Origin of the sequence: Streptomyces sp. NPDC058195 (assembly GCF_042883525.1) — a bacterium.
In the GTDB taxonomy this organism is placed as follows: domain Bacteria; phylum Actinomycetota; class Actinomycetes; order Streptomycetales; family Streptomycetaceae; genus Streptomyces.
Map to the genome: position 1 here is coordinate 50,923 of NZ_JBHVVM010000016.1, position 13,476 is coordinate 64,398.

11 protein-coding genes and 1 tRNA gene are annotated in these 13,476 nt (G+C 74.1%); 4 read left to right on the forward strand and 8 right to left on the reverse strand.

Features of this window, described 5'->3' with window-relative positions:
• Positions 1-27 precede the first annotated feature (27 nt).
• Both glpR and ACFVWY_RS20765 read left to right on the forward strand, forming a co-directional pair.
• Positions 28-1,167 carry a gephyrin-like molybdotransferase receptor GlpR gene (gene glpR, locus ACFVWY_RS20760; protein ID WP_389874376.1) on the forward strand — a complete coding sequence of 380 codons (1,140 nt, stop codon included), beginning with the start codon at positions 28-30 and terminating at the stop codon, positions 1,165-1,167.
• 96 nt (positions 1,168-1,263) lie between these two features.
• Positions 1,264-1,337, forward strand: a tRNA-Ala gene (locus ACFVWY_RS20765).
• Positions 1,338-1,908: 571 nt separating this feature from the next.
• On the opposite strand, the gene ACFVWY_RS20770 is transcribed toward ACFVWY_RS20765, so the two are convergent.
• The 4 genes from ACFVWY_RS20770 to ACFVWY_RS20785 form a co-directional block, all read right to left on the reverse strand.
• Positions 1,909-2,304, reverse strand: coding sequence for a hypothetical protein (locus ACFVWY_RS20770; protein ID WP_389874379.1), 396 nt, complete (start codon positions 2,302-2,304; stop codon positions 1,909-1,911).
• A gap of 510 nt (positions 2,305-2,814) precedes the next feature.
• On the reverse strand, positions 2,815-2,940 hold the full coding sequence (locus ACFVWY_RS20775; RefSeq protein ID WP_389874382.1) for a hypothetical protein: 126 nt from the start codon (positions 2,938-2,940) through the stop codon (positions 2,815-2,817).
• A gap of 76 nt (positions 2,941-3,016) precedes the next feature.
• On the reverse strand, positions 3,017-5,872 hold the full coding sequence (gene lanL, locus ACFVWY_RS20780) for a class IV lanthionine synthetase LanL (protein WP_389874385.1): 2,856 nt from the start codon (positions 5,870-5,872) through the stop codon (positions 3,017-3,019).
• Positions 5,873-5,967: 95 nt separating this feature from the next.
• A complete protein-coding gene (locus ACFVWY_RS20785) occupies positions 5,968-6,135 on the reverse strand; it encodes a hypothetical protein (RefSeq protein ID WP_389874387.1) in 168 nt (55 codons plus the stop codon).
• Between the two features lie 198 nt (positions 6,136-6,333).
• Here ACFVWY_RS20785 and ACFVWY_RS20790 point away from each other — a divergent pair, with 198 nt between their 5' ends.
• On the forward strand, positions 6,334-7,503 hold the full coding sequence (locus ACFVWY_RS20790; RefSeq protein ID WP_389874389.1) for a hypothetical protein: 1,170 nt from the start codon (positions 6,334-6,336) through the stop codon (positions 7,501-7,503).
• Between the two features lie 501 nt (positions 7,504-8,004).
• Positions 8,005-9,051: a LuxR C-terminal-related transcriptional regulator gene (locus ACFVWY_RS20795; protein WP_389874392.1), complete on the forward strand. Its 1,047-nt coding sequence runs from the start codon at positions 8,005-8,007 to the stop codon at positions 9,049-9,051.
• Here ACFVWY_RS20795 and ACFVWY_RS20800 read toward each other — a convergent pair.
• The 4 genes from ACFVWY_RS20800 to ACFVWY_RS20815 form a co-directional block, all read right to left on the reverse strand.
• Complete coding sequence (locus tag ACFVWY_RS20800) at positions 9,041-10,378, reverse strand: M16 family metallopeptidase (RefSeq protein ID WP_389874677.1); 1,338 nt, start codon at positions 10,376-10,378, stop codon at positions 9,041-9,043. The two genes, ACFVWY_RS20795 and ACFVWY_RS20800, sit on opposite strands and share 11 nt — an antisense overlap.
• A gap of 89 nt (positions 10,379-10,467) precedes the next feature.
• Entirely contained in the window at positions 10,468-11,775 is a 1,308-nt protein-coding gene (locus ACFVWY_RS20805; protein ID WP_389874394.1) for a M16 family metallopeptidase, read from the reverse strand.
• On the reverse strand, positions 11,775-13,091 hold the full coding sequence (locus tag ACFVWY_RS20810) for an MFS transporter (protein WP_389874396.1): 1,317 nt from the start codon (positions 13,089-13,091) through the stop codon (positions 11,775-11,777). The genes ACFVWY_RS20805 and ACFVWY_RS20810 overlap by 1 nt, the downstream gene beginning before the upstream one ends.
• 165 nt (positions 13,092-13,256) lie before the next feature.
• A partial coding sequence (locus ACFVWY_RS20815; protein ID WP_389874398.1) for a hypothetical protein occupies positions 13,257-13,476 on the reverse strand: 220 nt, incomplete at its 5' end.

The window sequence follows — 13,476 nt, forward strand, 5'->3', positions numbered from 1 at the left end:
CGCGCAAACCCCTCTACGGTGTGAGACGTGAGCAGCAGCGGCCTCATTTACGCAGTCATCGTCGGGGCCTGGGCCGCCTACTTGGTGCCGATGTGGCTCCGCAGGCAGGACGAGCTCAACGAAGCCCGTCCGACGGAACGCTTCAGCACGGCCATCCGGTTGCTGTCCGGACGGGCGGCGATGGAGCGCCGGTACGCCAAGGACCTGCGGGAGCGCACCGCCGAGGAGGCCGGGCCCGCCGACGCCGACCCGGACGTCAGCACGGACCGACTGGATTCCGTGGACGTCCGGGCCTTCGCCGCGCCCGAGGCGCGTACCGGAACCCGGGCGCCCGCCCCGGCACCGGCACCGGCCCAGGCGCAGGCGCAGGTACCGGCCCAGGCACCGGCCCCCGTGCGGCGGGCCCGCCCGGCTCCGGGCGGCGGCGGAACGGAGGCCGAGCGTGCCCGCCGGGCCCAGCGCCTCCAGGTCCTCGCGCGCCGTCGGCGCACCACCGTGGTCCTCTTCCTGGCCTTCACCCTCGGGTCGGTCGTCGCCGCGGTCGGCGGCATCCACTTCCTCTGGGCTCCCGCGGTCCCGGCCGTGCTGCTGAGCACGTACATCGTGCATCTGCGGTCCCAGGAGCGGCGCCGGTTCGCCTTCACCATGGACCGGCGCATGGCCGAGGTGGCCGCGCAGCATCTGCGCGAGAGCCGCACCCGCAGGCACCAGCCGGTCTCCCCGTCCTCGGTGGAGCCCGAGGAGGAGCCCGAGGCGCGCCGCCCCGAACCGGAGCCCGCGCCCGAGGTCTCCCCGCAGGAGGCCGGGCGCCGCGCCCTGGTCGAGCAGACGGACCACGCGGAATGGGTCGACCAGCAGCGCGAGCGCGGCCCGGCCCGGGGCGACAGCTGGGAGCCGGTCCCGGTCCCGCTGCCGACGTACGTCACCGCCCCGGTCGCCCCGCGCGCCACGGGCGGCGTCGAGGTCGGCAACCCGGAGACGTGGAGCGCCGCCCGCTCCAGCGCCGCCGAGCCGAGCCAGACGGGCACCTCGCACCCCACGGCGCCCCCGGCCGACCCTGCCCCGCGCCGCCGCACGGGCCAGTCCCGCCGTACCCGCGACCGCGGCCGGACCCCGCTCTTCGACCAGTACGAGGACGGCGAACGCCCACGGGCCGCGAACGAGTGAGCCCCTCCGGGCCCGCCGCTCCGCCGTATCGGCTGACCAGCACGGACCGGATTTCCGAGCACCCCTTCGAGGATGCTAGAGTTTCACTCGTTGCAAGGGCCTGTGGCGCAGTCTGGTAGCGCACCTCGTTCGCATCGAGGGGGTCTGGGGTTCAAATCCCCACAGGTCCACCGCACATCAAAGCCCCTACCGGGTTCACTCGGTAGGGGCTTTGAGCTGTCGCACAGCAGCGAAGTACAGCAACTACTTCGGATCTTGCCGACCCAGGTGCTTGCCGGGCTTCCGCAGTGCCTTCCGTGCCGCCTTGGACGGGACGCGCGTGCGGACCTCCGTCGCCGGGTGTGGTGCAGGCGGATCCTGCGGGCACGGGTCTTCGCGGACCGATCGGTGAACGAGCGGTTGGCGTTCCTCGGCCCGATCGGTGCCCCGAGCACTTCACCGTGCCGGAGGCCGAGGACGGGACTCTGCGCGTACGCCGGACGGCGCGGGTCATGGGCGGCCTGTGCGGCTTCGAGGCGCTGGCGCGCCTTCTCCACCGGCCGGGGTGCGCCTCACTTTCCTTCCGGACCGCAGTCGCCTGAGGGCTGTCCCGTATTCCCTGGCGGGCGTGCGACGACAGCCAGGGCACCTCGTCGCGTTGTCGGGACGCCCGGATACATCCGGTTTTCGGGTGTCGCTCCGCCGTGCGATGCGCCGCGTCTGACGCCGCACCCTGATCCACCAGGGATTACTGGACAGCCCTTAGAGTGCGGAAAGCCAGATCAGGACCCCTACCGGAGTCAGCCCGCCGACGAGACCAACGGTCAGGCACACGTACGCCAGGCCCTTGAACACGCGCCGCTGTTGAGCACGGCACGCAGCGAAGCAGGTGAAGCTTGCGATGGCCAGGCACGGCAGGATGATGAAGAAGAACCCCAGTGCTGCCATGATCCCCCCGAACGTGTGGCCGCTGTCCAGCAGGAAAGCACAGCCGCCACCGCGACCGCAGCCGACCGTCACCGCCCCCGGCCAGCCCTGTTTTCCGGGGCTTCGGACTTCGGGCTCGGGCTGGGGCTTGGGGGCCTGGTCGGAGGCCGGGTTGCGGGAGGGGTGGAGCGGGCCGCGGCGGTGGATGTCGTCGCCGGTGTCCGCGGCCATCGAGGACGGCATCGCCGCAGCCGCGGCTCGGGCCGTCGCCCGCACACCCCTCGCGGGCGGTGCCTCGGAGCGGAGGGGACGAAGCCGGGGTGTGCGGAATCCGGTCGTGGGGGAGACGTGGGGCCCGGCCGGTGAGGGCGGGGCGGGGGCGTGTGGACGCATTCTCCCCGGCCTGGGCCGTGACGCCCGCGGCTTCCGGGACTGGGCCAGAGCCAACGGGCATCGCGCTCCCGCCCGGCCGGGGGCCGAGGCTGACGAGAAGGCCGCCGCGGCACGCGTGGCGTTGGCCGTCCGGGTCACCAGAGCGACCGGCCACTGCCGTGGCCCGGGAGGCGGCTCCGCCGTGATCACCTCGTTCGGGCCGGTCGGCCTGACCGCCGCCGACGTCGGCGTCTCCCACGTCGGCGTCACTGTCGACTGGCGCCGGCGAGCTGGGCGGCGGGCCCCCAGCGCCTCGGGGGACCGGCGTGGTCGCCGGTCCCCCGAGGTGTGGTGCGGTGTGGTGCGTCGTCAGCAGCCGCTGGTGCGGATACCGCAGGCGGTGATCAGTGCGGCGGCGTGCTCCTCGCCACGGGTGTTCTCGGCGCGCAGGTCCTCGGGGAGGATCTGCAGGGCGTCGATGTCGTGCTCCATCATGTCGGTCTCCTTCGTTCGGGAGGGGGCCGGTCCGGGTGCGGAACGGCTGCCGGTGGCCGGGTGGCCGCCGGACGTCTCAGGGGGTGGTGCCCTCGGGGAGCCAGGCGCGGGGCCCGCCGTGCCGCATGCGCAGCAGGAGCGAGAGGCTTCCGGCGAGGCCGGTGCCGTACTCGGCGAGGACGGTGCGCCGGTTCTCTTCGGGCACCAGGAGGCGGCCGTCGCGCAGGACGGCCTGGGCGGCCAGGTGCTCGACGAGCAGTTCCGTGTCGGCGCGGTACCGGTCTTCGCCCGTGAACTCGGCTACGTCCAGGATGAGTTCGGCGTTTCCGGCCAGTCCGTGGCAGGTGGCGGGGGAGTCCGTCACCCGGCCTGCCCGGACCGCGTCGACCGCGCCGTCGACCAGGGTGCGCAGGGTGTCGTCCGCGGCACCCCCGGCCGCCCACAGCCGGACCAGGAAGGTCCCCACGCCGGACGAGCCGCTGCACCAGTGACGGGCGAGGTCCGGCGAGTCGGAGAGGTGCCGGGCGCGGTCGACGGGCCAGAGCGTCCCGGCGGGACCGCCGCGGGCGGCCGTCGTCAGGGTCTCGCCCGCCGCTGTGGCCGCGTCGCGCAAGCGGGTGTCCCCGGTGGCCTCGGCCGCCAGCAGCAGGAAGGTGCCGACCCCGGCGACGCCGTGGGCGAAGCCGTAGTACCAGGAGCCCGCCAGCGCCGAACCGTGGTCCTCGGGCACCGGCCAGAAGACGCCCTCGGGGGTCTGCCGCGCCGCGTCGAGCAGTCCGTTCGCGATCTGGGCGGCCCGGTCGAGGAAGGGGGCGTGCCCGGTGGTGTGCCAGAAGTGCAGCTGGGCCAGGCCCGCACCGGCCGCGCCGTGCGTCACATCGGGACTCGGCCACCGCACAGGCAGGCTCAGGGCCAGCTTCGTGGCGCGTTCGGCGAGGTCGCAGTCGTCGAGCGCCCGCGCGGCGTCGAGCAGTGCCCAGGCCGTACCGGACCGGCCGAAGTGCAGGCCGGGCAGGTCGCCGGGCAGTTCGTCCTGCCGGTCCGCGGTCCAGTACGCGGCGGTCCGCAGGTGCTCGCGCACCTTCTCGGCGGGCCCCGCACCGTGGCGCAGCGCCCGTGCGAGCACCGCCACCCCGCCCGCCGAGCCGTGCTGGAGGGCGACCGGGTCGCAGGTCTCGCCGAAGCCGTCCGAGGCCCAGAGCCGTTCCGGGTGGGCGGGGCGCATGGTGGCCATCAGATGGGCGAGGCCGTCGTGCAGAAGGCGTTCACGGGTGTGCGCGGCGCGGTCGGTGAGCTCCGTGACGTCCGTGACGTCCGTGTGGCTGGGCGTGGTGGTGCGGCTGCTGTCGGGCTGTGCCGGGCGGAAGGCGCGGGCCTGTTCCAGGCTCCACCGTGCGGCGGGCTCGTCCCGCATCAGCCCGAGGACGAGCGGGGCGTACGCGCGAACCACCGGCCGGTCGCGGCCGAGGAGTTCGACGAGCCCGGCCAGACGCTCCTCGTCGGGGCGGGCCGACGCCCGGGGCCGGTCCGGGGCGAAGAGCGGATCGGCACCGCTCAGCGCGTGCAGCACGGTCGCGCCCAGGGCGAACAGGTCGGCGGACGGCTCCAGCGCGGGCGCCACCTGCTCGGCGGCGCGCAGTTCCGGGGCGGTGTAACCGGGGGTCGCGCCGAGCACCCAGCGCTCGCCCTGCGGCGCCGCCATCTCCAGGTCGATCAGCAGCAGCCGCCCCTCCGGGGTGACCATGATGTTGTTGGGGTTGAAGTCGTGCAGGGTGACACCCAGCCCATGGGCGGCGGCCACCAGCTCGATGAGCTGCCCGACCAGGGACGCGGCCGTTTCCGCGTCCGGGCAGGCGGTGCCGTCCCCGGCCAGCCGCTGGGCGACGGTGAGACGCAGCGTGGCGCCGGGCACCGACTCCACGGCCATGAGGGCGCTGCCCTGCTGTTCGAACACCTCGACGAGGCGCGGTACGACGGGGTGGCCGGGGTCCGGGTCCGGGGCCTGGTCCGGGCGGAGGCTGCCGAAACGTTCCAGCAGCGCCGCCTCCCGGCGCAGCAGGTCCCGTACGTCGAACCCCTCCACCCCCGCGCCCACGTGGGGCCGGGCCTGCTTGACGACGACCTGCTCCCCGGTCCGGGTGTCCTCGGCCCGGAACACCCCGCCCTTGTTGGAGTGCTGGATCGCGCCCCGTACGAGGTAGCGCCCGTTCAGGAGCACGGGCTTGGCCGTGGCGGCGGTGCGGACCGGGGCCGCCGGGCGGTCGGGGAACGGATCGCCCGCCCAGGCCGGCGGGCTGTACCAGGCGTTGCGCTCGTCGGCCACCGGCCGCCCCTCGGGGTCGGTGAGGAGCGGGACGTACCCACCGTCGGGGGTGAGCTGACGAGGGGCGGAGAACACCCCGTAGCGGTAGAAGACCTGGCTGTCGGGGAGATAGCGCCGGTCGGAGAGGACGGCGGGGCCGGGCAGGCCGACGGTGGCCCGGTGCAGTTCCTCGGCGAGCCGCCGGAACTGCTCGTCGTCCGCCGGGTACACGGTGATGAACTTGCCGGACCCGCCGCGTGCGAAGCGGCCAGAGACCAGCTCGGTGACCCGGGCGGGGCTCCCCGCGAACTTGAACCGGCACCGGTGGGCGACCAGTACCTCGGCGGCCCTGGCCAGGGTCAGCGGCGCGGCGAGCGGGGTGGCCGAGACGTGCAGCTTCCAGCCCTGGTCGCGCCGGACCGATCCCCCGGGCACCACATGGCACCAGAAGTCGGCCTGGGTCACCCGCCACTCGTGCTCCGTGTCCGGGTCCTGGCGGGCGATGGCGGCCCGCACCAGATCGGGGAGCAGCGCGAGGTCCTCCGGGCGTTCGGCGCGGGAGCGCCTCGGCCCAGGTCCAGGCTCCGGCTCCGGCTCCGCCGGTGTGGCGGTCTCTGGCAGTGCTGACACGCGGTTCGACCTCGCAACTCGTGACGGTGATGGAGGGGAGTGGTCTCGGCGAAGCCGCGGCTGCGGCTCCGGCTGCGAGGTGAGGGCCGCGGGGCCTACTGGAGGGGCGGGGTGTAGTGGTCACCCCAGCTGGTGTCGTAGGGGGACGCCGCGACCGTGCCCTCCAGGTCCGCGCCGTGCTGCGCGGTGCCGGCCAGCACGGCGCCCGCGCCGGTGGCGAGCAGGGCCGTGAGGACGAGGAGGCTGCGGACGGCTGAGGACATGAGCACGGCTCCTGGGTGCGGGAGGTGGGGGTGGCGGCGAGCACCGCGTGGGACGGAGTCCGCCGCCAGATGTCGCAGCTGAGGGGGTTTCGGCTGGACGACCAAAGTTCATCCTTCAACGCCCTCTTGGTCCAGCGATCCGGGCTGGCAATACCCTGCATGGCACGGAAGTAGCAGGGCCGCATTGCGGGGAAGAACATGACTACAAGGACAAATTTCGGCGAACTGCCGCGCCTCGACCAGGCGGCCGTCGCGGTCTTCGAGCACGCGCTGGCGCTGGGTGGTGTCGAGCGGCGGCGGCCCGACGTGCCGCCCGGCCTCGGCCTGACCTCGCAGGAGGTCGAGCGGGCCTGCCGCGCTCTGCTGGCCCTGCGCCTGCTCCGGCCGGCCCCGGACAACCCCGACCGGCTGATCCCGGTCAGCCCGGACGCCGCGGCGGCCGAGGTGGTCGGGCCCCGGGAGGCGGAGCTGACGCGGGCGGCGGCGCACATCCAGGCGGTGCGTGACGAGTTGCAGTCCCTGATGCCGCAGTACCGGGCCGCCCGGCGGGCGCGGAGCGGCGAGGAGGGCGTCACCGTACTGCCCGACCTGGCGGCTGCTTCGGCGATGCTCACCGAAGAGTCGGCACGTTGCTGGGACGAGGTGTTCACCGTCCAGCCCGGCGGCGGGCGTTCCCCGCGCCATCTGCGGGGAGCCATCGACCGGGACCTGGCGATGCTCGACCGGGGTGTGCGGATGCGCACCCTCTACCAGCACTCGGCCCGCACCAGCCTGGCCACCCAGGGGTATGTGGAACGGCTCACCGCGGCCGGTGCCGAGTACCGTACGGCCGCCGAACTCCCGGACCGGGCGGTGGTCTTCGACCGGTCCGTGGCCTTTCTTCCGCGGCGTGCGAACGGAGGCTCGGGCGAGGGCGCGGTGCTGGTGCGGGATCCCGACGTGGTGGCGTACCTCTGCCGGTCCTTCGAGTTGCACTGGTCCGGGGCGACGCCGTTCCGGGGGACCAGCGAGGCCGCGTACAAGGAGGTCGGCGGCAGCCTGCGGAGGGCGCTGGTGGGGCTGCTGGTCGAGGGTGCCAAGGATGAGGTGATCGCCCGCCGGATGGGCATGTCGCTGCGTACGTGTCGGCGGCACATCGCGGAGTTGCTGGAGGAACTGGGGGCCGCGAGCCGCTTCCAGGGCGGCGCCCTCGCGGAACGCGCGGGTTTCACGGTGCCTGCCGCGCCGGATGTGGTTCCTGAGGCCGAAGGCATGGAAGGGGCGGGAGGAACCGGGGCGGCTGAGGGGATCGGAGAATCCGAGGGGAACGGAGAAGCTGAAGGGGGCAGGGGGACTGAGGTGGGTGGTGTGGCTGTGGGGGGCTGTTGAGGACGTGAGGGCTGGAGCGTCCGGTGTGGGGCCTGTCGCCTCCTGATCCGGCCCGGAGGGCGGGACACCCCTAACGCCCGGGGAGACGGGTGCGTTAGACGGTGATAGCGAAGCGTTGGTGGCCGCTGCGACAATCCCGTCCACCATGCGGCCCGTCGGGCCGTACGACCGCCGGAGGCCGAGAGAATCCGATGCGCGCCCACGCACTGACCCGCTCCGCGCCCGCTACGGGGACGGCGTGGCGGGTCCGGGCCCCCAGGGGACGACCGGCCCGCGCGGGAGCCGTCATTCCGTTACGGCCGTCGCCCTGACACCGACCGCGTAGACCGGTCCGTACGGCGTCGCGGCGCCGGCCAGCCGGGTCGCACGGCGTCCACCGCGCCCACGGCGGCCGTCGCGTCCACAACGTCCACCGCGCCCACGGTGTCGCTTCACGGTCCGGCGAGCCGTGGCAAGGGCCGTCGCCCGCGCCCGGACGGACCATCCGGAGAGGAAGAATCCATGCCCGAACGCACCCTGCTTCCGGCCTCATCCGATCTCCCCCCGCTCGGCCACGAAGCCGTGGCCCTCTACCACCACGCCCTGGAGTACGGCCTGTCCGACCGGACCCCGGCCGCCGGTCTCTCTCCTGACCTGCACGCCGCGTCCCTGGCCGTCCTGCGCGCCTGGCAGCTCCTGCGCCCCGGGGCCGACGACGGTGTGTGGGAGGCGGTGACCCCGCACCACGCCATCGCCACCCTGCTCGGCCCCCAGGAGGCCGGACTGCGTGAGGCCCAGGCCGAACTGCGGCTGTGCGAGGGACGCGTCGCGGCCAGGCGCGCCGCCCTCGAAGGGCTCCCGCTGCCCCTGGCCCACCAGCGGCCCGCCGACGCCGAGGTGCTGGAGATCCTGCCGGACGTCCACGCGGCCCGCGGCGCGATCAGCGCCTCCGTGGCGCAGTGCCAGACCGAGGTGGTGTCCTTCCAGCCCGGCGGCGGGCGGCCCGCCGAGATCCTGGCCGACGCACTGCCCCGGGACCTGGCCCTGCTGGAGCGCGGTATCCACATCCGGTGCGTGTACCAGCACCCGGCCCGCTTCCACCAGCCCACCCAGGACTACGTACGCGCCGCCAGCGCGGCCGGATCGCACATCCGCACGCTCGATGAACTCTTCGGGCAGATGATCATCGTGGACCAGCGCATCGCGTTCATCCCCGACCGCTCCAGTCCCCGGGGGGCCGTGGTGATCCGTCAGCCTTCCGCGGTGGCCTTCCTGTACGACGCGTTCGAGCAGTCCTGGAGCCGGGCGACCCCGTACCTCAGCGGGCCCGCGGCGGCCCGCGCGGTCACCGAGGACATCAAGCGCACCCTGGCCATCCTGCTCGCGGACGGCCTCAAGGACGAGGTGATCGCCCGGCGCCTGGGCCTCTCCCTGCGTACCTGCCGACGCCACATCTCCGAGCTGATGGAGCAGCTGGGCGCCCGCAGCCGGACCCAGGCCGGGGTCCTCATCCACGCCCACGGCCTCCACCTCGCCGCGGGGGCACCCGTGCCGGCGGTCACTCCGTGACGGTGACCGGCCCCAGTTCCCGCAGCGACCGGTGGATCAGCGAGGCGTCCCCGACCGCGACGGTGACCAGCCGCCCGGACGGCAGCGCGGCGCGCAGCGCCCGGGTGGAGTCGTGCGGGGTCACGGCGTCGAGGCGGTCGTGCAGGGTCGGGAGGTAGGTGCCGGGCAGGCGTTCCGCCACCGTGTCGGCCAGGACGCGCGCGGTGGTGGCGGAGGTGAGGAACTGCGCGGGCGTGATCCCCTTCAGGGCGTGGCGGGCGGCGGTGTGCTCCTCCTCGGTGAGGCGGCGGGAGGCGTCCTCGACGGTGTCGGCGATCCGGGCGACGGCGTCGGCGGTGACCCCGGTCTCGACCGATCCGCTGATGGCGATCAGGGCGCCGGAGCGCAGCGGGGCCGCGACGGCGCTGATGCCGTAGGTGTAGCCCTTTTCCTCGCGCAGTTTCCGGTCGAGACGGGAGGTGAGGGGGCCGCCGAGGCAGTGCAGCGCCACGGACTGGGCGGGCCACCGGGGCGAGTGGCGGTCGGGGCCGACGCGGCCGATCAGCAGATGGGTCTGGACCGAGCCGGGCCGGTCGACCAGCACGATGCCGGGGCGGTCGGTCAGCAGCGGGGCCGGTGGCCGGCTGGGCGCGGCGGGCGGGCGTTCCCAGCGGCCGAGGGTGGTTCCGGCGAGCCGGGGCAGGTCGATGCCGGTGAGGTCGCCGACCAGGACGACGGTGGCGGTGGCGGGCCGGGCGTGGGCGTCGTAGAAGGCGCGGACGGCTCCGCTGTCGATGCCCGGCACGGTGGTGGCGGTGCCCTTGGGCGGGCGGGAGGCACGGTGCTGGGCGAGGAAGAGGCGCCGGTAGAGGGTGAGTGCGGCGAGCCGGGCGGGTCCGGCGTGCTCGTGGCCGATCTCGTCGAGCCGCTGGCGGACCAGCCGGTCGATCTCGTACGGGGTGAAGGCGGGTTCGCGCAGGGTCTCGGTGAGCAGGTCCAGGAGGCGGGGCAGAGCGGGGGCCGGGACCTGGCAGGCGAGCCGGATGCCGTCGGCGGTGGCGTGCGCCTGGAGGGTGGCGCCGCAGGATTCGACCCGGGCGGCGAAGGCGCGGGTGCCGGTGGCGGCGGGGCCCCGGCACAGGGCGCGGGCGGTCAGCGTGGCGACCCCCTCCAGGGCGCGGGGCTCGGCCTCCAGCGGGGTGTCCAGCAGGATTTCGAGGGCGATCACCTGTTGTCCCGGCCGGTGCAGGTGGACCACCCGCAGGCCGTTGGGCAGGACGTCGGCGCGGGCCGCGGGCGGGTGCCAGGGCGGGGCCGGGGGCGGCACCGGACGCGAGTGGAAGATCATCCGGGGCGACGGGGGCGACGGGGGCGAGGGGGGCGAGGGGGGCGACGGGGACGGGGGCGAGGGGGGCGAGGGTGCGGTGGCGGGGATGGTCATCGGTCGGCCGTCCTTCCGGGCGGGGGCTCGTAGCGGAGTACGGAGCGGTCGGCGGGGTCCAGGCGCGCGGCGGCGGCCCGTGCCTCGGCGGCGGTGATGTCCAGCAGCCGGGGCAGGGAACCGGCCGCGGCGGCGGCGGAGCCGAAGAAGGTGGCGTACCGGCACAGCAGGTCGGCCCGGCCGCCGACGGTGGCGGAGGCGTCCAGGTGCTTGCGCCTCAGATGGGCGCGGGCGCGGTGGAGTTCGTCCTCGGTGGGGCCTTCGGCGGCGAACCGGGCGATCTCCTCGTCCAGTGCCGCCTCGACGGTGTCCAGGTCGCCCCGGCCGGACGCCTTGATGTCCAGCCAGCCCAGCGAGGGCGCGTGCGCGAACCGCATCAGGCCCATGGACACGTTCAACGCGCTCTGGTCGTCCAGGACGAGCCGGGTGGCGAGCCGGCTGGACTCGCCCGAGCCGAGAACGGCCAGCGCCACCTCGACGGCGTCGGCCTCCCGGGTGCCGTCCACGGGCATCCGGTACGCGCACATCAGCGCGGCGGACGGGACCGGATGGCGCAGGACGGCCCGCCGCTGTCCCCGGACCGGTTCGGGCAGCGGTTCGCGTACGGCGGTTGTGGCGTCGGCCCCCGCGGCGGGGCAGTCGGGGAGCGAAGCGAAGTACTTCTCCACCCAGGCGCGGGTCCGTTCCGGGTCGATGTCGCCGACGACCGCGAGCACCGCGTTGGACGGGGCGTAGTGGGTGCGGAAGAAGGTCCGGGCGTCGTCGAGGGTGGCGGCGTCCAGGTCGGCCATGGAGCCGATCGGCATGTGGTGGTACGGGTGCGCCGGAGGGTGGAGCATCGCCATCAGGTGCTCCCACACCGTGCCGTAGGGGACGTTGTCGTACCGCTGGCGGCGTTCGTTCTTCACCACGGCGCGCTGGTTGTCCAGGGCCTGTTCGGTCAGGGCGTCCAGGAGGCTGCCCATCCGGTCGGCCTCCAGCCACAGGGTGAGTTCGAGCTGGTGGGCGGGGACCGTCTCGAAGTAGTTGGTGCGCTCGAAGCTGGTGGTGCCGTTGGGCTGGCCGCCGCCCGCCTGTACGGCCTCGAAGTGGCCGTTGCCGGGGACCTGGGCGGAGCCCTGGAACATCAGGTGCTCGAAGAGGTGGGCCAGGCCGGTGCGGCCGGGCCGCTCGTCGCGGGAGCCCACGTGGTACCAGACGCACACGGCGGCCACCGGATTGAGGTGGTCCTCGGACAGGACGACGCGCAGTCCGTTGGGGAGCCGGAACTCGTGGTCCGGGACGAGGAGCGCGGAACGGTCCATCACCGCACCTGCTCGGGCACGCGGTCGTCCGTGGCGGAGCCGGACGGCCCTTCGGCGGTGGGGCGGCGCAGGTCGGGGATGAGGCGCAGGCCGTGGCTGAGGGTGCTGAAGCAGGCCAGGGCGAAGAGCATCCCGCCGAACAGCAGCAGGGCGGCGGGTGCCGAGAGCCGGTCGGTCAGCAGACCGGCGGCGACCGGGCCGAGCGGGGTCACCACGGCGGGCAGCAGGGCACTGGTGGACCGGACGCGTCCCTGGAGGTGGTCGGGGATCGCGTGGGCGGCCGCCGCGGCCAGGGCGATGTTCGCCGCCGGGGCGGTCACGCTCGACCCGGCGATCAGCAGCAGCGTCCACCAGATGGCGTCGTCGGCGGCCATCGCGGGGACGAGTACGGCGGTGCTCCAGCCCACCGCCAGCACCAGGCGACGGGGGCTGAGGAGCCGGTTCAGCCGCGGGGCGAGGGCGGCGCCGAGCAGGTTGCCCGCGCCGGAGACCGCGACGAGCAGGCCGGTGCTCATGGGGGTGGACCCGGCGCCGGAGTGGACGGCGATCAGGGTGACCACCACCGCGGACATCGCGAAGTTCATGAGGGTGCTGTTGACCAGGGTGTAGCGCATGAAGGGGCTGGCGCGGACGAAGCGCAGACCGGTGGTGAGGTCGCGGCGCCACTGCGGGAACGCGGCGGCCTTCCGGTCCGCGGCCGACCGGTCTGCCGGGGGGCGGGGGCGGGGGCGGGGGCGCTCGGGCGGGCGCAGGGCCAGCACGCAGGCGGCGGAGGCCAGGTAGCTGACCGCGTCGACGAGGAAGGGGAGGGTGGGGGAGATCCCGTAGAGGGCGGCGCCGATCAGCGGACCCGCCAGCACGATGGCGGAGTTGCGGGCCTGGTTGACCGCGTACGCGGAGACCAGCTGCTCGGGCGGCACCACGGAACGCAGCATCGCCCCCGCGGCCGGGCCGAAGGGGCTGGAGGAGATGCCGGTGAGGGTGCCCGCGGCGATGACCAGCGTCAGTGAGACCCGGTCGGTGACCATCGCGACCACGAACACGGCACTGATCAGGGCGCGCAGACCGTCGCAGACCAGCATCACCTTCCGGCGGTCCACGCGGTCCACCAGGACGCCGGCGGGAAGGCCCGCCACCACCGAGACGACGGACTCGACGAACAGGACGAGACCGAAGTCGGTGACCGACCCGGTGAGCGACAGGACCAGGAGCGGCAGCGCGATGAAGGCGGCCTGTGAACCCAGGGTGGAGAGCGCGTTCGCACTCCACAGCAACCGGAAATTCCGGTTCTTCGACAGAGGCACGGGCTGCGACATGGAATTCCTCCTTTCGGGAAAGGCGGCGGCGGATATCGGGAAGAAGGAGCGGGGAGGGAGGGGCGGGGAAGAACGGCGGGTGGGGGTGGACCGTTCGGTCCACCCCCACCCGGCCCCGGCCGGATCAGCTCCGGCTTTCTCGATGACGCGTAAGGTCCTTCGGCGTCAATCGATCTGGGATGTGCACCGGTTCGTCATGCTGAGCGCGCTGGTGAGCTGCGACGTCATGTGGGTCTCCCCCTCTTCGGGGCCGTTCTGAGGAGTCAGATTCTGCAGGGCGAGAATCGCTTTCATTTCTGTTCTCCTTTGGGGGCGGCCGTGGCTGTGCGGGGTGCGGTGGATCAGGCCTCGGTGCCGCCGCCGTTGTTGCAGAACATGCTGATCG

Excerpts from the sequence above, each read along its gene's own strand:
- ACFVWY_RS20810 (WP_389874396.1), bottom strand. The coding sequence starts at position 13,091 with ATGTCGCAGCCCGTGCCTCTGTCGAAGAACCGGAATTTCCGGTTGCTG.
- ACFVWY_RS20800 (WP_389874677.1), bottom strand. The coding sequence starts at position 10,378 with ATGATCTTCCACTCGCGTCCGGTGCCGCCCCCGGCCCCGCCCTGGCAC.
- ACFVWY_RS20805 (WP_389874394.1), bottom strand. The coding sequence starts at position 11,775 with ATGGACCGTTCCGCGCTCCTCGTCCCGGACCACGAGTTCCGGCTCCCC.
- ACFVWY_RS20785 (WP_389874387.1), bottom strand. The coding sequence starts at position 6,135 with ATGTCCTCAGCCGTCCGCAGCCTCCTCGTCCTCACGGCCCTGCTCGCC.
- ACFVWY_RS20790 (WP_389874389.1), top strand. The coding sequence starts at position 6,334 with ATGACTACAAGGACAAATTTCGGCGAACTGCCGCGCCTCGACCAGGCG.
- ACFVWY_RS20775 (WP_389874382.1), bottom strand. The coding sequence starts at position 2,940 with ATGATGGAGCACGACATCGACGCCCTGCAGATCCTCCCCGAGGACCTG.
- ACFVWY_RS20770 (WP_389874379.1), bottom strand. The coding sequence starts at position 2,304 with ATGGCCGCGGACACCGGCGACGACATCCACCGCCGCGGCCCGCTCCAC.
- ACFVWY_RS20795 (WP_389874392.1), top strand. The coding sequence starts at position 8,005 with ATGCCCGAACGCACCCTGCTTCCGGCCTCATCCGATCTCCCCCCGCTC.